This is a genomic window from Paenibacillus gyeongsangnamensis, from assembly GCF_027533625.1.
Classification (GTDB): domain Bacteria; phylum Bacillota; class Bacilli; order Paenibacillales; family NBRC-103111; genus Paenibacillus_G; species Paenibacillus_G gyeongsangnamensis.
This window is the reverse complement of record NZ_JAQAGZ010000021.1, coordinates 123094-145012: the sequence shown is the minus strand read 5'-3', so window position 1 is coordinate 145012 and position 21919 is coordinate 123094. Positions and strand designations below refer to the sequence as shown.

At 43.3% G+C, this 21919-nt stretch carries 20 protein-coding genes and 3 pseudogenes; 21 read left to right on the top strand and 2 right to left on the bottom strand.

What is annotated here, in order from left to right; genetic code table 11:
- The first annotated feature begins 8 nt into the window (after positions 1-8).
- Complete coding sequence (locus O9H85_RS27830) at positions 9-398, top strand: hypothetical protein (RefSeq protein ID WP_269884669.1); 390 nt, start codon at positions 9-11, stop codon at positions 396-398.
- Positions 399-444: 46 nt separating this feature from the next.
- Positions 445-1251: a DUF6155 family protein gene (locus tag O9H85_RS27825; protein WP_269884668.1), complete on the top strand. Its 807-nt coding sequence runs from the start codon at positions 445-447 to the stop codon at positions 1249-1251.
- Positions 1252-1338: 87 nt separating this feature from the next.
- On the opposite strand, the gene O9H85_RS27820 is transcribed toward O9H85_RS27825, so the two are convergent.
- Complete coding sequence (locus O9H85_RS27820; RefSeq protein WP_269884667.1) at positions 1339-1488, bottom strand: hypothetical protein; 150 nt, start codon at positions 1486-1488, stop codon at positions 1339-1341.
- A 44-nt stretch (positions 1489-1532) separates the two neighbouring features.
- On the opposite strand from O9H85_RS27820, the gene O9H85_RS27815 reads away from it, so the two are divergent.
- The 11 genes and pseudogenes from O9H85_RS27815 to O9H85_RS27765 all read left to right on the top strand — a co-directional run bounded on the left by O9H85_RS27815 (position 1533) and on the right by O9H85_RS27765 (position 12179).
- Entirely contained in the window at positions 1533-1655 is a 123-nt protein-coding gene (locus O9H85_RS27815) for a hypothetical protein (protein WP_269884666.1), read from the top strand.
- Between the two features lie 330 nt (positions 1656-1985).
- Positions 1986-2189: a hypothetical protein gene (locus O9H85_RS27810; RefSeq protein WP_269884665.1), complete on the top strand. Its 204-nt coding sequence runs from the start codon at positions 1986-1988 to the stop codon at positions 2187-2189.
- A gap of 395 nt (positions 2190-2584) precedes the next feature.
- Complete coding sequence (locus O9H85_RS27805) at positions 2585-2863, top strand: hypothetical protein (RefSeq protein ID WP_269884664.1); 279 nt, start codon at positions 2585-2587, stop codon at positions 2861-2863.
- Positions 2864-3213: 350 nt separating this feature from the next.
- On the top strand, positions 3214-4314 hold the full coding sequence (locus O9H85_RS27800; RefSeq protein ID WP_269884663.1) for a GntR family transcriptional regulator: 1101 nt from the start codon (positions 3214-3216) through the stop codon (positions 4312-4314).
- Positions 4315-4439: 125 nt separating this feature from the next.
- Positions 4440-5867 carry an ABC transporter substrate-binding protein gene (locus O9H85_RS27795; protein ID WP_269884662.1) on the top strand — a complete coding sequence of 476 codons (1428 nt, stop codon included), beginning with the start codon at positions 4440-4442 and terminating at the stop codon, positions 5865-5867.
- Between the two features lie 74 nt (positions 5868-5941).
- On the top strand, positions 5942-6883 hold the full coding sequence (locus tag O9H85_RS27790; protein WP_269884661.1) for a carbohydrate ABC transporter permease: 942 nt from the start codon (positions 5942-5944) through the stop codon (positions 6881-6883).
- Positions 6884-6897: 14 nt separating this feature from the next.
- A complete protein-coding gene (locus O9H85_RS27785) occupies positions 6898-7734 on the top strand; it encodes a carbohydrate ABC transporter permease (RefSeq protein ID WP_269884660.1) in 837 nt (278 codons plus the stop codon).
- A 13-nt stretch (positions 7735-7747) separates the two neighbouring features.
- Positions 7748-9781, top strand: a complete 2034-nt coding sequence (locus O9H85_RS27780; RefSeq protein ID WP_269884659.1) for a beta-galactosidase — start codon at positions 7748-7750, stop codon at positions 9779-9781.
- A 166-nt stretch (positions 9782-9947) separates the two neighbouring features.
- On the top strand, positions 9948-10541 hold the full coding sequence (locus tag O9H85_RS27775) for a DUF1349 domain-containing protein (RefSeq protein WP_269884658.1): 594 nt from the start codon (positions 9948-9950) through the stop codon (positions 10539-10541).
- A gap of 91 nt (positions 10542-10632) precedes the next feature.
- Positions 10633-10787: pseudogene (locus O9H85_RS27770) on the top strand (IS6 family transposase); the annotation flags it as partial.
- 528 nt (positions 10788-11315) lie between these two features.
- Complete coding sequence (locus tag O9H85_RS27765; RefSeq protein ID WP_269884657.1) at positions 11316-12179, top strand: aldo/keto reductase; 864 nt, start codon at positions 11316-11318, stop codon at positions 12177-12179.
- A gap of 125 nt (positions 12180-12304) precedes the next feature.
- Here the strand turns inward: O9H85_RS27765 and O9H85_RS27760 are convergent.
- Positions 12305-12479, bottom strand: a pseudogene (locus O9H85_RS27760) (transposase); the annotation flags it as partial.
- Between the two features lie 167 nt (positions 12480-12646).
- Between O9H85_RS27760 and O9H85_RS27755 the strand changes: the two are divergent.
- The 8 genes and pseudogenes from O9H85_RS27755 to O9H85_RS27720 all read left to right on the top strand — a co-directional run bounded on the left by O9H85_RS27755 (position 12647) and on the right by O9H85_RS27720 (position 21915).
- Positions 12647-13444: an aldo/keto reductase gene (locus O9H85_RS27755; protein ID WP_269884595.1), complete on the top strand. Its 798-nt coding sequence runs from the start codon at positions 12647-12649 to the stop codon at positions 13442-13444.
- A 54-nt stretch (positions 13445-13498) separates the two neighbouring features.
- Positions 13499-14164, top strand: a complete 666-nt coding sequence (locus tag O9H85_RS27750) for a cyclase family protein (protein WP_269884656.1) — start codon at positions 13499-13501, stop codon at positions 14162-14164.
- A gap of 25 nt (positions 14165-14189) precedes the next feature.
- The gene (locus O9H85_RS27745) at positions 14190-15074 is read left to right on the top strand and encodes an SMP-30/gluconolactonase/LRE family protein (RefSeq protein ID WP_269884655.1); all 885 of its coding nucleotides are present in this window, start codon (positions 14190-14192) and stop codon (positions 15072-15074) included.
- Positions 15075-15275: 201 nt separating this feature from the next.
- Positions 15276-15591 (top strand): annotated as a pseudogene (locus O9H85_RS27740) (IS6 family transposase); the annotation flags it as partial.
- Positions 15592-16152: 561 nt separating this feature from the next.
- Positions 16153-17112, top strand: a complete 960-nt coding sequence (locus O9H85_RS27735) for an ABC transporter permease (RefSeq protein ID WP_269884654.1) — start codon at positions 16153-16155, stop codon at positions 17110-17112.
- Positions 17113-17129: 17 nt separating this feature from the next.
- Entirely contained in the window at positions 17130-17990 is an 861-nt protein-coding gene (locus O9H85_RS27730; RefSeq protein ID WP_269884653.1) for a carbohydrate ABC transporter permease, read from the top strand.
- Between the two features lie 43 nt (positions 17991-18033).
- Positions 18034-20298: a helix-turn-helix transcriptional regulator gene (locus O9H85_RS27725; protein WP_269884652.1), complete on the top strand. Its 2265-nt coding sequence runs from the start codon at positions 18034-18036 to the stop codon at positions 20296-20298.
- A 102-nt stretch (positions 20299-20400) separates the two neighbouring features.
- A complete protein-coding gene (locus O9H85_RS27720) occupies positions 20401-21915 on the top strand; it encodes an extracellular solute-binding protein (RefSeq protein WP_269884651.1) in 1515 nt (504 codons plus the stop codon).
- The last annotated feature ends 4 nt before the right edge of the window (positions 21916-21919 follow it).

Genomic DNA, 21919 nt, shown 5'->3' with positions numbered 1-21919 from the left:
GAGCAAATATGAGTAAAATGTGGAGGAGCAATTCCAAACCTATCAAGCTTGAAACGGCCGATAAAGGAAGGATCGATGCTATCGTTAGCCAATTCATACTGGTATCCTCACGGTTAAAAGAGATTGTCCATCGTAGTGAGATAAAAGCAGGACGTATTTATCTTTATCGACTGCACGAACAATTTGGCTGGGATAACCCTGACGTACAGTTCATCAAACCGTTGATCGATGGGAAATATGCAGAGTTTCTAATGGCTCGTATTACACTCTACGATATTCACGGAGAAAAGTGTGAAGCCGATTATCAGCGTCATACGGAGCAATGGGTGAACTTATTTACAGGTAATATTACGGAGTGCTTGTCTTTTATTGAACACAATGAGCAATGGTTTCAATAACGCAATAAGGAGTATGTGGTAAGGATATATCGGGAGGATAAGAATTATGAACCAAAAGGAAAATGGACAAAGATCCACTACATTAACCGCCGCCCAGCTTAAACAAAAACTAAATGAACTGTCTAAAGAGGATATTATCGAACTTTTTGGCGAAACATTCAAAGCAAATAAAGATGCTCGGGCATTTGTTTCCGTCAAACTCCAAGGGGAAAAAGCCTTGGGAGTTCTGATTGAAGAATATAAAGAAAAGATCCGTAAAGAATTTTACCCAGCTCGTGGACTTCCCAAGCTACGAGTAACAGTAGTAGAAAAGGCAATTGCTGAGATGAAGGTCGTTGGCAAGGGAACGATTTGGCTCTTTGATTTAATGGTCTACTTCTGCGAAATCGCTGTTCAATACATTCATGAGAATGGTGATATATTCGAGGATATGGGCGATTTATTCACTGATGCGTATGAAGCTGTGATTCAGTCACTCAATGAAGAAGAAACACCCGATCTCTATTGTAAGTATAAAGAACGAGTAAAGGCTATTGTCGATACAACAGGTTGCGAATGCTGGGGAATCCATGATTCATTGGAAGGCTCATATTCAATGCTTAAATGGGTAGATCAAGATGAGGAAGATGAAATTGCAAATGCTCCGGGCATCATTTCCTACGCAGCTATGAATAAATGGCTCAAAATCCCCGAAGAAATACGGCAGAAGTATATCCATAATGTTTGGTGCGGGAAATGCTCAGGAGTTACAACGATTAGCGACTTTTCGGTACAATTAGACAACTACGGCATCATGCTTCAAGGAAGTTGCTCCAATTGTGGTCATCAGGTAGCAAGAGTTATTGAGAATTGATTATTGGTACTGCCAATTGTACTCGCAATAGAAAACCGCCCTACACCCACACCCAACAAGGTTTTTTTCATGCGAACACATACATTTTTAGCGAAATAATTTATCGTCTCTGGCTGAGAGTAGTGCTTTAAACAATGCGATTGGTCGACGCTGTTCTGACTCTTCGGTGTAATGATAACCAAGATTCTTTGGATCTTCCAGTTGAACAATAACAAATGCATCCTCTTCATTAGTCATTTTATAATGTATCTCCGTCGGGAGAGAAGCTTGGCGTCATCCGAATGCCTGAAGTCACCGCCAATCTGGCGTGGGGAGGGGATGGCCGGGATCTGTATATCACCGCCTCCACTTCATTTTACCGAATCCGGCTGAACGTGCAGGGGATTCCTGCAGTCCGCGGCTGAAAAGCGGAATTCGACTCTCCTCGTATCACAACATAAAAAGCGCTGAATGCAAGAGGTCAGCGCTTTTTTATGTTGCTTCCTCCTGACTTCGGACGTTGCCGCAATGATCCAGGCCAGTATGCCGCCGACGATATACCGATATCCGAAGTTCAGCCGCTCATGAGTAGATCTTTACTTGTGGGACGGCTGTACTATATGGCCCCGAATTTTTCTATCGCACAGGATTAGGCTCCAGGAAATTATGGAGATGCTTAAAACTTCAATAAAATAACATTATTAAACAACTTGGTAAATGAATCGCAGCGCCGTGTGGCAGAAGATTTACCATCCGTGGAAATGGCGGTTCCAGTTAAATTTATACTTGCTTCACAGATCAGCCTTCCTCAAGAGGAATTAGTCAAACAAGTTATCAAAACACTCGGATATGCAAGATCAGGAAGCGCGTTGGACAAAGTCGTTAAGAACGGGATACAGAAAGCTATTGAACTGGATTATGCCATTTTAGATGAGCAGCAACGGATAGTAACAAAATAATTTAGAAGAGAATGACCGCGTACTTTTCAGTATGGGGGTCATATTCTTTTAGTTGAGAAGTTACTATTTCTATATTATATTGTTTCTACGGTTCCATAAGGGACACGTTGAGGCATAATGATATTAGCAAGCAAATTTTATTAATATCAAGAAATTAACTACTTTCAATTTTAATAGTGGGGATTTTAGCTTATTTCTGGATAAACTCAAATGATCATGCTTAACAGCTGTTCACTGTCATTGTATCTACAGTTGCATTTGTTAAAAGTTTTGATCGGGAATAAAAGAAGATTCATCATTTAAGTATGCGTAATGTGAAAATAATGTAAGCGAGTGATTAGATGTTGCTGCCGTTGTGGTATAATGGTAACAGTAATCGAAAGGTGGGGTCATCCATGAGCGTGAATCGTGAAGAGTTGAAACGTTTGATCGACTATATTCCTGAACAAGATGCAGTTGAAGTACTTGACTTTATTGGTTACTTGAATATGAAGCGAGAACGTGAAGCTGCTCAGCAATTGGATATCGAGGCTCTTTCTGAAGATGTGGATCTAATTCGTCAGGTTCAAAAGAGCCGCGAAGATCGAAACTCTGGACGAGTATATGGCCAGCAAGCAGGACTTGATTATCTCCGTGTCAAGGTGGAGGAAATTGAGCGTGGAAAAAGTTTATAATGTAAATTGGTCACAAACTGCTCTTACTGAACTAGCAAGATGTACCTATTATGCTGGAGCACCTGCCCAATCAAGAAGAGTATTCGCACGCCGCGGACCATATCTTCAAAATCGCAAAGGAATTGAATTTATTTATATAAAAATTTTAAAATATCACGGCTATCTAACTTTATACCGTTCAGTTGCGTCTTGCCGATGCGACTGACGGTATTTTTGCTTTTCTGGGGATGTATTCCTAGCCCGCCAATTAGAAGTTGATAAAAATTAATTGCGATTGGGTAAGTAATGTTTATAATTAATGGTATATATAAAAAAATGTATATACAAATTTATCAGTAAAGAGGGTTTACATGGACATCGAAGTAAAACAATTAAAAAAATATCAAGTGATCAAGCAAGAAATCAAATCTTGGATTTTAAGCGGAAAATTTAAAGTTCATGAGCAGCTAACCACCGAGGTGGAGTTAGCTCAATTATTCGATACTAGCCGACAAACGGTGAGACAAGCGCTTGGGGAGTTGGAAAATGAAGGATGTCTATACCGAGTTCAAGGCAAGGGGACATTCGTCGGCAATTTGGTCAATCAATCCCAGAAGAATACAAGAAATATAGGCTTGATTACTAACCACTTGTTCAGCAACATTTTCCCGAATATTGTTCAAGGTGCAGAAACAGTGTTAAGGAGGAAAGACTATGGGCTGTTTCTTATGAGCACGAATAACGATTATTCAAAAGAGCGGGAATGCCTGGAATCATGCTTGATGAAGCCTCTGCAAGGGCTGATTATTGAGCCTTCATTAAGCGCTCTGCCAAATCCCAATTTGGATTATTTTTTATCATTGGAAGAAAGAGGGATTCCTTATGTCATGACAAATGCCAATTACCCTCAAATCGGTGCTCCCGCATTGGTTTTGGATGATGAAAAGGGCTCTTTTTTGGCAGTAGAGCATTTGGTTGGTTTAGGCCACAAAAGAATTGCCGGCATTTTCCACCGCCAGGTCTTGCAGGGAGTAGGTCGGATGAGAGGGTTTATTAATGCTTTGAAGCACTTTGGCGTTCCAGTAAGGAGCCAATTAATTGGCATGTTTAACTATTTGGAGAAGCAGGAACAGCCTTCTTTTTTGTTGCGTTCCATGATGCAACTGCCTTCGCATGATCGCCCGACTGCTTTGGTCTGTTTCAACGATGAGGCTGCAGTGTCTTTGTTGGATACGGTTCGGGAAATGGGGATCAGCATTCCTGAAGACCTGTCTATTGTCGGTTTTGATGACTCGACGTTGGCTACGGCGACAGAAGTGAAATTTACCTGTGTCGTTCATCCGAAAGAGGAAATGGGCAGGCTGGCGGCCGAAATTCTTATCGATAGTATAGAGAAAAATTCACGCCCTAACGGCTTTGTTTTCGAGCCGAAACTGATTGTTCGTCAATCAACGGCTAAAAATATTGAATAATTCTTTCTTTTGGAAAATGTATGTACAACTCGTCGCTACACTGATAATATATATGTATAAATAAATTGCTTTATTGGACTCGTCGTCTAGACAAGTCGTAATGGATTATGGGGAAAGGAGGATTTTTGCTAACGATACTGATTAGATTCGGTGAAAAGGAACGTCATTCATTTCATTACAATAATAAGGGGATGACAAGTTTGTTGAAGCACACCATATCTAAAATTTTGGTTGTTATTTTTGCAATCGGTTTCATTCTTGCCGGTTGCTCCAGTCCCGGGGAAACCAAAACAGCTCAGGTAAATTCGTCAGCGAACGGAACGAAACCAATCAAAGGGGAAATCGTTGTTGGAGGTTGGCCTTCCGGAGATAAAGCAATTGAAGCCATTATTCCTGAATTTAACAAAAAATATCCTGACGTTAAGGTCACCTTGCAATTCCAGAAAAGTGACGATCATCACAATAAATTACTTACCGCTTTAGCTGCAGGGTCCGGGGCGCCGGACGTAGCGATGCTGGAAGCCGGATATATCGGAAAATACCGGGATAAGAAGGGCTTTGTAAACTTGTATGATGCTCCGTATAATGCAAAGCGTTTTGAAAACGATTTCGTGGATTATAAATATCAAATGGCGATTTCCCTTGATGGAAAGCAGATGATCGGAGTTCCATGGGATATTGGTCCGATCAGCCTGTTCTATCGCCGGGATATCTTTAAGGAAGTGGGGCTACCTGACGAACCTGCCGAGGTTCAGAAACTTCTCAGCACTTGGGATGGTTATCTCGACGTTGCCCGTAAAGTATCCATTCCCGGCAAGCGTTGGATGGTTAACAATGCAGCGGATGTATTCATGTCCAGATGGGCAAACCGAGATTATTACAATCCGGATTTGAGTTTCCGGTTTGACGATCAAAAGTCGCTCGATCTGCTCGGTCTTTCCGCTACACTGCGCAAAGAGGGATTGGATGCAAAGGTTGCCTTGTATTCTAATGAAATGTACGCTCTGATTAAAAACGGGCAAATTGCTACGCACATTTCTGGAGCTTGGTTCGGAGGATTTTTAAAGACATTTGTTGCACCAGATACTGCGGGTAAATGGGGTGTTGTGAAGGTACCGGGCGAAAGTGTCACTAACTGGGGCGGATCTTTCTTGACGATTCCGGAGCAGTCTAAAAACAAGGAAGCGGCCTGGGCCTTCATTGAATTTGCTTTGGCCAATAAAGACAGCCAGAACGCAATGTTCAAAGCGGTCGACTACTTCCCGGCTTACAAACCGGCCTGGGACGATCCGATATATCACGATGCCGATCCGTTCTTCGGCAATCAGAAAACTCGAGAACTATGGGTTGATATTGCAAAAAATACGAAACCGAGCTTCGTTACGATGATGGATAAACAAACAGAAAATATTATGCGGAGTGCAATTTCTACCGGACTTGACCAAGGGATAGATCCGAAGGCAGTACTCGATAAGGTTAAACAACAGATTATAACAGACACGGTACAAGACCGTAAGGCAATGGAAGAATTATTAAAAAAAGTAAAAAAGTAAAAAAGTAATGCATTATCCGCGTAAAAAGGGGGACGGCGTAAGTCGTCCCAAATTTTTGGAGAGGAGGGTATCCCATGCAAGAAACTAGTGCCTCCCTAAATAAAAAGGTGATAAAAAGAACAGATGCTTCCCGGATGTGGAAAGAAATAAAACGAAATTGGGTGCCCTACGTTTACATTTCGCCGTTCTATATCTTATTTGCGATCTTTGGAGCCTTTCCCATCTTCTTTGCGCTATTTCTCAGTTTTCAGCAGTGGGACGGTTTGGATGATATGCGCTTTATCGGAATGGACAATTACACTCAGTTGTTGTCCGATCCCGTTTTTTGGAAGGCTATGTACAATACGTTTTATATACTGATTATTGCGCATGTTCCTATGCTTTTTCTATCGTTAATACTGGCATTCATTATTAATTCTGCGATGGTTAAATTCAAAGAATTGTTTAGGGCGGTCTATTTTTTACCCGTCATTACTTCATCCGTTGCGGTTACTATCGTATTTTCCACACTGTTCGGAGTTAGAGCGGGTCTTATCAACTACATTCTTACTCAATTTGGACTATCTCCCATTGATTGGTGGGGAGGAAGCGGTGAATGGGTCAAACCAGCGATAATTTTGCTTTTTATTTGGAAATGGCTTGGTTGGAATATGGTCATTTATTTAGCCGGGTTGCAGGGGATTTCCAAAGATTATTACGAAGCCGCCTCTATAGATGGTGCTAGTATGATTCAAATATTCAGGCGCATAACCTTACCGCTTTTGAAGCCGGTCATCGTATTTACGTTAATTCAATCAACAGTAGGCGGATTAACGATTTTTGACGAACCTTACATGCTGGTTGGTACAGGCGGAGGCACCGATAATTCCGGACTCACGTTAATGGTTTATTTGTATAGAGAGGCGTTTGAATACGTACATTTCGGTTATGCTTCATCAATTGCCTATGTAATTAGCGCTTTTATCGTGTTTGTAGCCGTTCTGAATATGAAGTTTTTTGGCAAGAGTAACACATAATAGGTGGTGGAATTATGCAGTTGGATTCGCCTTTAAAAAAGCTGTGCATTTATACCTTTTTGATACTCGGCGGTTTAGTCATGCTGATTCCTTTTTATTGGATGTTTGTGCTTTCGACACGTACCACAACGGAAGTTTTCAATTTCCCGCCGCCATTGGTGTTCGGTCAGTATGCGCTTACAAACTATCAAAATCTGCTTAAAGCTACTCCGTTTTTCCTCAACCTGTGGAATAGCATTTTTGTCGCAACGATACACACCTTTCTGGTTCTTTTATTTTGTTCCATGGGGGGATACGCCTTTGCCATGTACAATTTTCCAGGACGGAAATATTTATTTGCGGCCGTGCTGGCGACACTCATGATTCCATGGATGACGGGAATCGTCCCATGGTTCATGCTGATGAAGACACTGGGTTGGATAGATAGCTTCAAAGCGTTAATCATTCCTGGTATAGCCAACGCATTCGGTATTTTCTGGATGAGGCAATATATCAGCAGTAATATCCCAAGCGAACTGCTCGATTCTGCAAAAATAGACGGCTGTCCAGAATTTCTCATCTTTTTCCGGGTGATCCTCCCGCTGCTGAAACCTGCTACCTCTGCATTGGGAATTATGACTTTCATCCACAGCTGGAATAACTTCTTGGTTCCTTTGATCATCATCAAAAACGAAAGCAAACTGACATTACCTGTTGCTTTAAATCGTCTTTTTGGAGATCCTTCCAGAGGATTTGACATCGGGGTCATGATGATGGGCACATCTTTGGCGGTATTGCCCCTGTTGCTAGTATTCATTTTTGCCGCTAAAAAATTCATGGATGGGATGACGGCTGGAGCCGTTAAAGGATAAGGGAGGAACGAATATGAAGTTTGGCGTTGATTATTATCCGGAGCATTGTGCAGAAGAACATTGGAAATGGGATTCCGAAAAAATGAAGGAAGCCGGCATTGATGTCGTTCGCATGGCTGAATTTGCATGGGCGAAGATGGAGCCGTCCGAAGGACGGTATGATTTCGAATGGCTCGATGAAGCCATTGAGATATTGGGGCAAAAAGGAATCAAGACCGTTTTGGGCACCCCGACGCCCACGCCGCCCATCTGGATTATTGAACAAAATCCGGAAATATTACCGATTAATCTGCAAGGGCAGCGTATGGGATTCGGCGGTCGTCATCACAATTGCCAGTCCAATGAAATATACCGTAACCATATCCGGCGGTTTGTTCGGGTCATGGCAAAGCATTACAAAGATAACCCCCATGTCATCGGGTGGCAGACCGATAATGAATTCGGCAACAGTCATCAGCAGCTGTGCGCTTGCGACTCATGCCGTACGCGTTTTCACCAATGGCTAGAACAAAAATACGGTACTATTGATACTTTAAATGATGCTTGGGGCACGGTGTTCTGGAGTCAAACTTACAGCCGGTTTGATCAAATTCCTGCTCCCTTGCCAACTCCAAACTCGCATAATCCTTCTTTACTCTTGGATTGGAAACGCTTTTGCTCCGATTTAATTGTTGATTTTCAGAAGCTGCAAATCGACATTTTGAGGGAAGAGTGCCCGGAGCATTTTATTACACATAATTTTATGGGATTTTTCGATAAAACGGATTATTTCAAATTAGCTAAAGATCTCGACTTTATTTCGCACGATCAATATCCAATGCATTTCCGTGATCTGCGGATTCCAAGGACAACTCCTTCCCACTTATCTATGGCCCTTGATTTGATGAGAGGTACCAAGCAGCAGGCTTTTTGGATCATGGAGCAATTGGCAGGACCGACGGGATGGGAGGTAATCAGCTCTACACCGCGACCTGGGCAAATTCGCTTGTGGACCTACCAATCCATCGCACATGGAGCGGACACCATTGTTTATTTCCGCTGGGATACCTGTTTAGTGGGAACCGAACAATATTGGCACGGTATCATTCCTCACAGCCGTATTCCGGGTCGTCGGTATGCAGAAATTAAACAAACGATCCAAGAGCTTGCCCCGCATATGGAAAAATTTAGGAATAGTCTTCCGGAGGCAGAAGTAGGCATATTGTTCAGCTACGATCAGGAATGGGCGCTTCAAATACAACCACATCATCCTGACCTGAATTATATTGAACATTTACGTTCGTATTATAAAGCGTTTTTCGATGCTAACGTGCCAGTTGATATCGTTTCAGATGAGGAAGATTACTCCCGGTATAAAGTGCTTGTCGTTCCACTTTTGTTCTTAACCCATCCCGAATTAAGCAAGAAGCTGTATGATTACGTCTCGTCCGGAGGGCACCTGGTGTTAAGCATGCGCACGGGTGTAAAAGATTGGAATAATGCAGTTATTCCCAAGACGCTTCCTGGAGAATTCAGTGAACTGCTCGGCATCACGATCGAAGACTATGATTGCTTGCGTCAATTCGGACAAGGGTTGCGCTGGATAGCGGAAACGGCAACGACGGAAGAGGATGTCCGTATATGGAGCGATATTATTACCTTGAATGGCGCAGAGACGCTCGCCGAATACAACCAAGATTTTTATGCGAATACTCCCGGGATCACCCGAAATACCTATAAACAAGGGCTCGCTTATTATGTGGGCACAGAATTAGGACCCGACATGATGCGCTTGTTTATAGAAGAGCTTTTACGCGGTTCGGGAGTCAGCGGTATGGTGGCTTCACCCGAAGGTGTTGAAATTACCCGACGACGCGGGCAGGACGGAGACTATATGTTTGTGATCAACCATAATTCTACTGAAGTTGGTTTAGCTATTCCGGAAGAATGGAATGCACTCGTCGGGACTGAATATCTTCAGGGAACTATATTAAAGCTTCCATCTTACGGAGTTGCCTTGTTTAGCTGCCCGCTTGATACGGAAAGTCCTCTAATTAAGCCGATCTAATTTATCTGAATGAGGACAAAACATGCTTTATATTGGGAGGACATATCAAGGAGGTTCAAGGATTTGGAAATTGAGCCGTTTGGCGTGAGGATATTGGTGAAATATAAGTAAGCTGCTCATAAACAAATTGATGTAGTTGTTGACCAACAGTCCAGGAGGTTATACTGTGAATCTATTTGAACAATGTCATGATCAAAAATTAACTCCGAACTTTATATGGATTAATCAACCTGATTCATGGGAATTTGATGGTGACGGAAAGCTGACAGTAATCGCTCCGCCTTTAGCAGATTTCTTCCGTGATCCGGCGGGGGAGAATGTGAGAAACTCTGCTCCTTTTCTATATACCATTCTTAAAGGTGACTTTACGGTTTCGACCAGAGTTGAAGTGGATATGATTGAAGAATTCGATTCCGCTTGCATAATGATCATGGTTGATGATGAAATATGGGCAAAACTATGCTTTGAATTTCCTTATAAAACTCCGACTATGGTCAGCGTAGTGACCAAAGGAACTTCTGACGATTGCAACTCGGAAAAAGTAAATGAGAAGAGACCCTATCTAAGTGCTACGCGAATCGGCAATTGTTTTGCTTTCTATTATTCACTTGATGGGAAGCAATGGACTCGGGTGAGGTATTTCCGTATGGAAGCTCCAGTAGAAATTAAGGTCGGAGTAGTAGCGCAGTCACCCGTAGGAAATGGCTGCAGAGCTTCCTTTGATTACTTCGAGTATTCCTCCGAACCGGTAAAAATTTAAGGTCGGGAGAGTAATTCACATACTGTAAATTGATTGTTACGCCATCATAGCGAATAACTGCTGGAAGAGTTGAACGTAATATGAATCGGCGATCATTTTACTAACGGTGAGATGTTATTTGAAATATAGTTTAAGAATCGAGATATAGTAGAAATGATGAGTGAGCGAGGATTAAAGATACATACAACGATCATGAGATGGGTCCATGAGTTTGGGCCCGAAACGATAAACAAATGTTCCAAACACTCCAGCTGCTCCGTCGGTGCAATAATTGTTCGAATAGAAATGGTTTCAAAAGAAAAATAAAGAACGGCTCTTCGCTTTGCGAAAGGGCCGTTCTTTATTTGTAAGCGTCAAATCCTGCAACGTCCCAAGCAGCCATGAGAAAATGAAGGCATCAACCCACTATAAATAGCCTAATAGAGCGGAAAGTAGATTTGAAGAATCCAGTAAAATCAAGGCTTCAGCAGATTATAACAGTTTCTATCAAACTCGCAATTTTTCCCGAACCCTGTCCATATAAAACCACAACGCCGGACAGGGGTTCGCTACGCTTCCTACTCGAACAAAGCGTCCTACCATTATATGTATTAATACTGTCAGTTGTGCCAGTGTTCCGCTTCGACGGTACTGACACTTCTTAGATACTTCGGGACTGATCCATTCCAAGGGGCAAACGCTCGCCAACTGCTTTAAAAAACTGAATTCATATTAAATTTGGGGTATAATGGAAACGGAGAACTGCTTGATCGAATTATGAAGGAGGCGACCATTTTGGAAAAACGAAAATTTGGCCGAACAGGACAGGAGTTCCCTATTCTCAGCTTTGGCGCACAGCGTATCGTTGATGATCATAACTGCACGGAAGAGGAAGCCATTCAAATTGTAAATCGGGCGATTGATGAAGGTATCACTTATTTCGATACTGCCCCGATTTATTCTAATGGTCAATCTGAGGAACGGTTAGGTAAAGCCTTCGGAGACCGCAGATCAAAGGTCTGGGTCGTGACCAAAACCATCGACAGAACAAGAGACGGTTCATGGCGTTCACTGGAAGCTAGTTTAAAGCGACTGCAAACCGATCATGTAGAAGAGTGGCGCCTTCATGATGTAAGAACGATGGAGCAGCTCGATTTATGTTTTGCCAAGAACGGAGCGCTGCGGGCACTCATTGAGGCCAAAGAGCAGGGAATAATCAAGCATATAAGTCTGAGCGGCCATACAAATCCTAATGTTCAGCTTGAAGCGATTGACCGGTTCCCTTTTGACAGCGCCTTGGTCGCCTTATCTGCTGCCGATCATTTTATATACAGCTTTGCTCATGAATTTTTACCAAAGGCCAACGAAAAGGGACTGGCCATCATTGGAATGAAAGTCATTGGGTTGGGGAGATTGGCGCAATGGTATGAAAAGGCTCTAAGATATACCTGGTCGTTGCCTATTTCCACAGCTATTATTGGGATGGAATCGATGGAGCAGTTGGAGAATAACTTAAGGGTTGCGAAAAGTTTTAAGCCCATGACCGATCTTGAGAAGCTGGAGTTTTTTAAAGAGATTACACATATGGCCAATCCGGATGTTCTTCGGTGGAAGGCTAAGGATTGGAGCAACAAGGAAGAGTGGGCTGAAAGGCTCTAGACACATCGGAAGGTTGGGTGCTTGGGAACATACTAGCTTACGCCACCGTCCCAAACAACCTAACTAATACTCGGCGGCGAATTGTGGTTTTGCCAAGCCACGGTTCGTCCCCATTATCGCTCTCCTCACTTATCCTGCTTACTCAGGTGGAGAGCGATCTTTTTCATGTTCTGTACGATTGCTGTCATAAGCGCTTGCTCAGTTACATTCGATACCCCCCAAACGGCAATAGCGAAACCCATGGAGCTGGTTGGCATCCGCGAAGCTTCGCTCGATCGTTTCTTTTCTCTTTTTGTACAGATATTACCCGATGTACTTAACCGGTTTTGATGCACCCTGCCGCGGCTTCGTATTTGGGTGGGCGATGCACGAGTAAGAACAATTTTAACCGTTTTCAATGGCTAATTATGGTATAATTGGAGTGGTGATTTGGTTGTCATCTTCGAAAGGAATGGAGGGATTATTGCATGCGTCAACAATCAAAGCTTGGTTTGGGAGGGCACACTTTTATCGAGCAGTTGGGAAATGACCCGGAAGCTTCGTTTGAGGAACAATGCGCCATCGTTTCCGCCTGCTTGGATCAAGGGATTCGGCTCATCGATACGACCTATTATCAAGAGCGGGTGGCTTTGGGCAAGGTGTTAACAGAACTTCAACGACGTGAAGAGGTTCAAATCATGGCCTGGAATTTCTTCAAGCAGCCCGGCAAAGAAAATGATTTGGTAAAGCCCACCCCTTATGAACCCCATCATATTGACATAATGTTAGAAGAATTACGGACAGACTATATCGATATTTTGGTTATTCATGCCCAAGACGATACCGAAAAGCAGCGGCGGGAGTTGGAGCTCGCCAAACAGTGGATCGCAGAAGGCAAGGTGAACAAAGCGGCGATCGGCATGCTGAAATTGGAACACCTGCAGCAGCTGCCGGATAACCATCCGGTTTCCTATGTGCTGGCGCCATATAATGCGTTTAATCAGGGCGCATTGGAAACATTCCGGAAGGCAAAGGAAATGGGGCTGGAGGTGGTGGCATTGTCTCCTTTTATCCGCGGCTGGAAGCTGGACGAAATCGGGGAGGATAAGGCAAAGGCTGCCGAAATTTTGCTAAGATGGGTTACGGGCCATGAGCTTGTCGACTTTGTAATCGTTTCCATGCGCAAAAGCGATTGGGTGAAGGCGAACGTTGAAGCAGTGCAATCCGGCCCGCTCGATCAGGAAGAAGAGCAGAAACTGAACAGCTGGATCGAACGCTTGGCCTAAAGCGTTGAACCAAGGCCTGAAGTTCATACACTGAAAACGAAATGAGGTAGAACCATGCCGTCTATTCGGAAAATCATCGATTTGTCCCAACCCGTTTATCATAATTGTCCGGGGTGGCCGACTTACGAAATGGTCGATGTGCGTTATGAGGCGATTTATCCGAATGACGGATATACCGCGGAACGGATTCAGATGAATGTGCATACGGCTACCCACCTGGATGCGCCCTTTCATTTCTATCCGGAGGGGAAGACGATCGAACAAATCCCGATTGACCGGTTTCAAGGTGAGGCGGTACCCGTCGATTTATTCGGGATCGCAGCCGACACTCCGATAGGCGTGGAACATCTGGAGCCTTATAAAGACGTCGTGCGCTCCGGAGATATTGTCCTCCTTTGTACCGGATGGGGGAAAAAACGGGGGTATACGAATGAGTATTATCACCAGTGGCCCTACTTGTCCGGTGAAGGGGCTGAGTGGCTTGTAGACCATAAAGTCAAAGGCGTCGGGCTCGACGGATTAAGCATCGGCGGATGGGGTATGGAAAAAGCGGTGCCTCCGCATGAAATTTTGCTGTCAAATGAAATTTGGCCTTTGGAGGAATTGTATTTGACGGAAGAGCTGTTTACGGAAGAAAGATGGTTTTTGTGCGCGTTTCCGTTAAAATTAAAAGGATTTGGTGGAGCGCCGGTCAGAGCGGTGGCGATGGTCTTCGATTAACCAAGCAAAATATCAGGAGGTACAGATGGATATTTTAACATTTTCCGACGAAATTCATATGGTTATTCCGGAAGGCGCCGTTCTGGAGCGGCTCGAAACCGGTTTCCGGTTCGTTGAAGGTCCGGTTTGGGATAGCGTACAGCAATGTCTTTATTTTAGCGATATCCCGGCGAGTACGATTTATCGGTGGACGCCAACGGAAGGGTATTCCGTTTACCGGACCCCCAGTGATCATTCGAATGGACTCACCCTCGACGGGCAAAGGCGTCTTTTGGCGTGTCATCATGGAAGCCGAAAAGTAACCAGAACGGAAGCCGACGGGACCATTACCGATGTGGCGACGCATTACCAAGGTAAACGATTAAACAGCCCGAACGATATTGTCGTCAAGTCGGACGGTTCCATTTACTTTACGGATCCGCCTTATGGCCTGAAAGGGCACATCGAGGGAAAGGAGCTGCCGTTTCAAGGCGTCTACCGGTACGATCCGGCAACGGAGGAACTGCGGCTGCTGGTCGACGATTTCGATAAACCGAACGGGCTCGCTTTTTCTCCGGATGAACAAACGCTTTACGTCGATGACTCCGGGCGGGATCACGTTAGGGCGTTCGACGTCACTTCAACGGGAAGCCTGATCAACGGTCGTGTCTTCACGAAACTGGATCCTGCTATAGGCAATGGAGTAGCGGACGGCATGAAGGTGGATCGTGATGGCCGCGTATACGTTACGGGGCGAAGCGGAATATGGATCGTATCTCCGTCGGGAGAGAAGCTTGGCGTCATCCGAATGCCTGAAGTCACCGCCAATTTGGCGTGGGGAGGGGATGGCCGGGATCTGTATATCACCGCCTCCACTTCATTTTACCGAATCCGGCTGAACGTGCAGGGGATTCCTCCAGTCCGCGGCTGAAAAGCGGAATTCTACTCTCCTCGTATCACAACATAAAAAAGCGCTGAATGCAAGAGGTCAGCGCTTTTTTATGTTGCTGTCTCCCTGACTTCGGATGTTGCCGCAATGATCCAGGCCAATATACCGATATCGGTTGTGGTGCAAAAATAATTCCCGTGTTATTATTGGCCTGAATTGAAAAATGAGATGTGGCAAATTAAAATGGAACCGGCATTGAACTTGTTCAAATGGAAACATTACGAAGCAGAACTTATCTTGTTAACTGTTAGATGGTATTTGAAATATAGTTTAAGTTATCGGGACTTAGCGGAAATGATGAAAGAACGAGGATTGAATATTGCACATACGACGATCATGCGCCCAGTTCATCAGTTTAGTCCTGAAAATAGACAAGCGAATTCGACCCTATTTGAAATCGACAAATGATTCTTATCGTGTTGACGAGACTTACATTAAAGTCAAATCAAAATGGATGTATCTTTACAGGGCAGTTGATTCGAAAGGCAACACAATTGATTAACGTCATTTTTCAAGACACGGAGGCGCGGGAAGCAGAACGATGTACCTTCACCGTGATTTTATTACTTGGGTCTCTTACATATTGAACCATGCCGGAATTGAGAGGGTGATGCGGGGCAGCGAATTCCTGGTGATATACTCCTATAACGAATTGATGGATCAATGTAGAGAGTCGCACTTACAGCTGCAGATGGAACTAACGCCGGAGCAACGGAGCAGGGATGATCAAACAATAGACAGCCGAGGGTAAAGTCAAAAGCAGCGCTCAGAATGGTCAAATTGGAGCACCTCGGGCAAGTTGCCCTCAGGCAATACGATTTCTTCGTTCTGGTACCCTATAATGCGTTAAATCAAGTGGCACTGTAGTGCGAGCGGTGGCCATGTTCTTTGATTAGAAAGCTGTTAGCAATGTCCAAAATATTTCATAAAAATTGAATGTCGCGGATATAAAAAAATAAACATTCACAGAAAAAACGTCATTTACATGAAATGCCTACCCCCCTTACATTTAACTTATCCGGTTGGAGTTACCGCTGACTGAGTCAAGGAGGGAGCGAATTTGGAGTATTTCCAGGTTGAACGAAAGGCCGGCAATAAAGCAGCTATAAGCGTATTGACAAGGTTGTATAAGACGATTCTTAAATACAAGTTTTTATATGCATTAATGGTCCCTGGAATCATATGGTATATTATTTATCGATATTTACCGATGTTCGGCCTGTTAATCGCTTTTAAGGAATACAACTTTGCACTCGGCATTTGGAACAGTCCCTGGGTAGGGATGAAATATTTTAATTATTTATTTTCTTCTTCTGAGTTCTATACGGTGCTCAGGAATACGGTGCTAATCAATATATATAACCTAATTTACGGATTTCCGGCTCCGATTATATTGGCCTTGCTCCTGAACGAATTGAAAAATATGCTGTTCAAACGGTCGATTCAAACCGTTATTTATTTTCCGCATTTTCTGTCCTGGGTGGTTTTCGGGGGAATCATCATTCAATTCCTCAGTCCGAACGAAGGATTTGTTAATCAAATCATCAAATACTTCGGGGGTGAGCCCATTTTTTTTCTTACTCAATCCCAATATTTCAGAAGCATTCTTGTAGGGACCAATATCCTGAAGGAAGCGGGCTGGGGAACGATTATCTATTTGGCGGCTTTGGCCAGTGTGGAACAGGAGCAATATGAAGCGGCAACCGTAGACGGGGCTAACCGTTGGCAGAAGTTGATTCATATCACGCTTCCCGGGATTAGCAATGTGATTATTATTATGTTGATTTTGAAGGTAGGCTATCTACTGGATGTAGGGTTTGAGCAGATTTTCATTATGTATAATCCGGCGGTTTATGATGTGAGCGATGTCTTGAGCACTTACATCTATCGGGTCGGTATTCAAGATTTACGGTTTAGTTTAACTACAGCGCTAGGTTTATTCCAGGCGGTTATCGGGTTTCTCCTAATTTACGGGGTTAACAAAATAGCCAAAAAATACAGTGACGTGTCGATGTGGTAAAGAGAGGAGAGACCGAAATGAAAACCAATATATATAACGTACTGATCTATACGGTACTACTCCTGTTTGGCCTAATTACGTTTGTTCCGTTTTACTATGTACTGGTGGCTTCACTCAGCAATCCCGATTTGATTTCCGAGGGGGAATTAATGCTTCTGCCCAGAGGGTTCACTTTGGAAGCTTACAATACGCTATTGTTAAATGATAAATTCTTGGGCGCCTTATATATGACGGTGACCCGAACTATCTTGGGCACTTTGGTGAACCTCATATTGCAATGCGCGTTCGCTTATTCGCTTTCAAAAAAGTATTTGCCGGGAAGAAAATTTTTTATGCTGTTTATCATCATTACGATGATGTTTAACGGAGGAATCATCCCAACTTATCTCATTGTTAAAGCAACAGGCTTGATCGATACGATCTGGGCTTTAATCATACCAGGAGCAATCAGCACTTGGAATGTTATTTTGCTGCGATCTTTTTTTGAGAACGTGCCGGAAAGTTTGGAAGAGTCAGCACGCATGGACGGAGCGAATGATATTTACATTCTGATAAGAATCATTTTTCCCTTGTCGATGCCGGTGATTGCCACAATTGCTTTATTTTCGGCGGTCGGGCATTGGAACTCCTTCCTAGATGCTGTCATTTATACTAACTCACCATCGCTTCAAGTTCTGCAGATTTTTCTTAGAAACATGGTTGTCCAGATGCAGAATATTATGGCTAATGGCGATGCGATAGCGGTGAATAAAGGGGTTTCCTCATTGACCCTTCGATCAGCTGCTATATTCACATCAAGCTTGCCCATCATTCTGGTCTATCCACTCATTCAAAAGCATTTTACGAAGGGCGTTATGTTAGGAGCCGTTAAAGGTTAATTGTGTAAGCGCTTATATTGGGGTTTGTAATGGGGGGATTCCAATGATTTTCTCTTCTAAACGGAATGGAGACAATGTAGGCAAGCGACTTAGTTTGCTGTACGTCAGCGTTATTCTCTTGTTATATGGCGCCGCTATCTTGTACGTAATTAAAAATCATTATGTGTCAATCGATGAGAAGATTGCCAATCATATCTCGGATTATAAAACAATGAGCCGTAACGTCGATACCATGGTACAAAAAGTCGTATCGATCGGCTATCAGTTTGCGATGGATTATGATACGAATGAATGGTTACAAAACGGCGATAACAATACAGATTATTACACACTGTATAAAATCCAGAGACGGTTTATCAGTATTATTGATTCGGACGAAGAAATTTCTTCGATGTACTTATACAATAAGAACACCAATAAAATATTTTCGTCCAACTTTATGATCTCCGATCTGGAGCAATTTCCGAAAAAAGCGATTTTGAGGGAGTATTTGCAAAAAAAAGAAGAGAAAGCTGCCTTTTATCAATCGGTATTTGAGAGGCAGACGGAGTCGGGAGCGAGCACGATCGTTCCCTATATTACAACCATACCTGCCAGCGGAACGGATGGAGGTGTGCTGGTCGTTAATGTCAATGAAAAGAAGCTACTGTCCGAGATGAAATACAACTCGGGCGGGCTTGTCTTTTTCAATGCCAACCATGAGGTGCTTACTTACAGAAATGAAAAAATCTTGAAGGTTTTCGAAAACTGCAAGGAAGTGATTCTTAAAGATGAATTGATCCAGAACGAAATCCTGAACACGGGTTTTATCAAATGGGAGAATAAGAAATATTTCTATACCGTCTCCAATGGAATCAACCGCGGCGCCAAAATGGCCTATATCGTGCCTTATAACGAGATACTAGGTGAAATCCAGTATGACCATAACACGATTCTGTATGTAGCGCTCGTCTCCGCGGCGCTGCTTATTTTGTCTATTGTCACTTTTCCGTATTTTAAGCGCGCATATGCCAAGCCGTTGGTCCGGTATAACCAGAATTTAATGGATAATATTGATGATTTGCGGGAATCTTTGATTTCTCATGTTCTAACGGGCAAGGTTTCGTCCAGGGAGGAAATCATCCATAAGACACGGGAGTTTACGATCGAGCTGATTGATAAGGATTATCTCATTATCGTCTTTCATATCAATGATTATTATACATATTTGCAAAACACGCAGAATGAAGATCGCCAAACAATCGGCCGATCAATTTTGAAAGCGATTAAATATATGCTGATGCTGGATAATATCCCTTTTGTGGTGAAGACGGATCTCGATAAGATCGCCGTATTATTAACGATCTCACCAGGCAAGAAGCAGGAGAAGGTCATTGGCGAATTAAAGAAAACTATCGGTTATGTGCAAAAAGAAATCGAAGAGAACTTCAATCTTTCCGTCTGTGCGGTGCTGACGGATATTTCCAACGACATCAAGGACATTTCCAGCTTGTATGCCCAGGCGGTCAAAGGTCTGGAATACCGGGTAATATTTGGAAATAATTCAATTATCGAATGCTGTGATTTCCAGCCCCTCCTGGCTAAAGATTCATACATCTATCCGATTAGGGAAATCAATCGAATCGCCGATTGCATCCGCAAAGGGGATAGCAAGGAAATTGAAAAAAGCTTGAACAAAATATTTGAAGATAGTGTCTACAATCATTTTTTTTTACCGGACGCGATGAACGCGATCTATTCCAATATTTTGTACAGCATAGTTAAGTATATCTTAGAGCTAGGCTACTCGGTCAATGATGTGTTTCAGGAAGATATCTTCATGGTGCTTTATGGTCATGAGCTGATTTCTGAAAAGAAGGCCTATATCCTGAAAGCGTGCAACCAAGTGTTCAACTATAAGAAAAGTATGGAAAACAACATGGAAACCATTATCATGGAGCAGATTTTGCAATATATCCATAACCACTTTGATAAAAACATTTCTTTAAGCAGCCTCGCCACTGAATTTCATATGAACCCTTCGTACCTGAGCAGCTTTATCAAAAAGAATCTAGGCTTTAATTTCATTGACTTCGTGAATGATTTGCGTGTGGAGAAGTCTTTGGCGTTCCTAAAGGAAACCGATCTGACAATCCAGGAAATTGCCAGGCTTTGCGGTTATGATACGGTGCATTCCTATATACGCAATTTTAAAAAAAATCATGATGTAACACCCGCCGTTTTCCGCAGTATGCATCAAATAAAAAGAACGACCAGCGTTATTTCTGTCAAAAGCGATGTACAAAAAATATGTACAACAAACAACTAAAATTAAAGCAGTAATTTAAATTAATAGACATTTATCTTTGCAGCCGGTTTGCCTATCATTCGGAGTAGGGCATTTGCCCAGACAATAAGGAGGGGTCACGTTATGGGGAAATATGCTAAACGATTCCATTTTTCACTGTTTGGCACTTCTGCCATCATGATTGCATTAACAGGATGCAGTTCGGAGGGAAAGCCGCCGCAAGCTGTGGCAACACCAGACAAACCGGTCACCGTAAAGTACATGTTTGATTTTAACGTGGATTTGACGGAAGGAACCTTGCTTAACAACAAGTATGTTGATTTTTTGCAGAAAAAAACCGGCGTTAAGGTGGAGATGGACTCTCCCAGCTCCGCTATCTACAATGATAAACTGAACATAGTGATGGCATCGGGAAGTCCGCCGGATGCTTTCATGACCAGCAGCAGGGACACGATTCTCAAATTCGCCAGTCAAGGCTTATTAACTGACCTTGCCCCTTATATCAACGATACGGCAAAGTATCCCAACATAGCTAAATACATGAAGAAGGAAGCTTTCCTTCCCGTCACCCAGAACGGTAAGATTTACGCCTTTCCTTATTCGCGGTTCGATGCGCTCAACCAGACCGTTTACATCAATAAGCTGTGGATGCAAAAGCTGAATCTGAAAACGCCCAAAACCGTCGATGACTTCTATCAGGTCGCGAAGGCGTTTACAGAGCAAGACCCTGACGGCAACGGAAAAAACGATACCTTCGGGTTCCTCAGTATTTCCGGGCTGAACTATGTCGGACAGATGTTTGCCGCCGCTTATGACGCCAATGTCTATAAAATCATAGACGGTAAAGTAACGCCCCCGGAAATTACCAATGAATATAAAGAATATTTGAAGTTTATGAGGAAATTGGTCAAGGACAAGTTACTCGATCCCGAATTTGTAACAACCACTACGCAAATCTATATAGACAAAATGAAGACGGGAAAGTACGGGATCACATCCAACTTCTGGCACGGCAATCAAATCCCAGGATATGAGGATGGCACCATCGACAAGGTATGGGATTCGATCGATCCGCCGGTCAAGCTGGACGGGTCGCCTTCCAAGTTCAGCTACAATTCCGTTAACCGTCATTATATTGGAATTCCGGCAACGAGCAAGAATGTAGAGGTGCTTATGAAATTTTTTGATTGGGTATGCTCGGATGAAGGAAAGAAATGGCTCTATCTTGGGGTTGAGGGTGACGAGTATAAGATGACAAACGGAAAGCCGGAAATCCTTAAGCAGAAGCATTCCCTGCACTGGGGCTTCTCAATGGTCAATCCGGGGCAATACGATGATGAGGTGAAATCGTATTTGAGCCTGGTGTATCCTAAAGCGTCCATTGAGCGGCTCGATCGAGCGAATACAAGCGGCCAAATCGATAAGCTGCAGGCTGCATTGCCTTATTATCCGGAGCTCTCCAGCTTCAGCCTCACTAAAATAACGGATGAATATAAGGTGAAGGCAGTGTTGGGCAGTGCCGACATTGATTCGACGTGGGACGATTATGTCAAGAGCTGGAGATCCGCAGGCGGGGATAAAGCCATTCAATTTTGGACTGACTGGTACAACAAGGAAGGAAAAAATATGATCAAATAAGAGG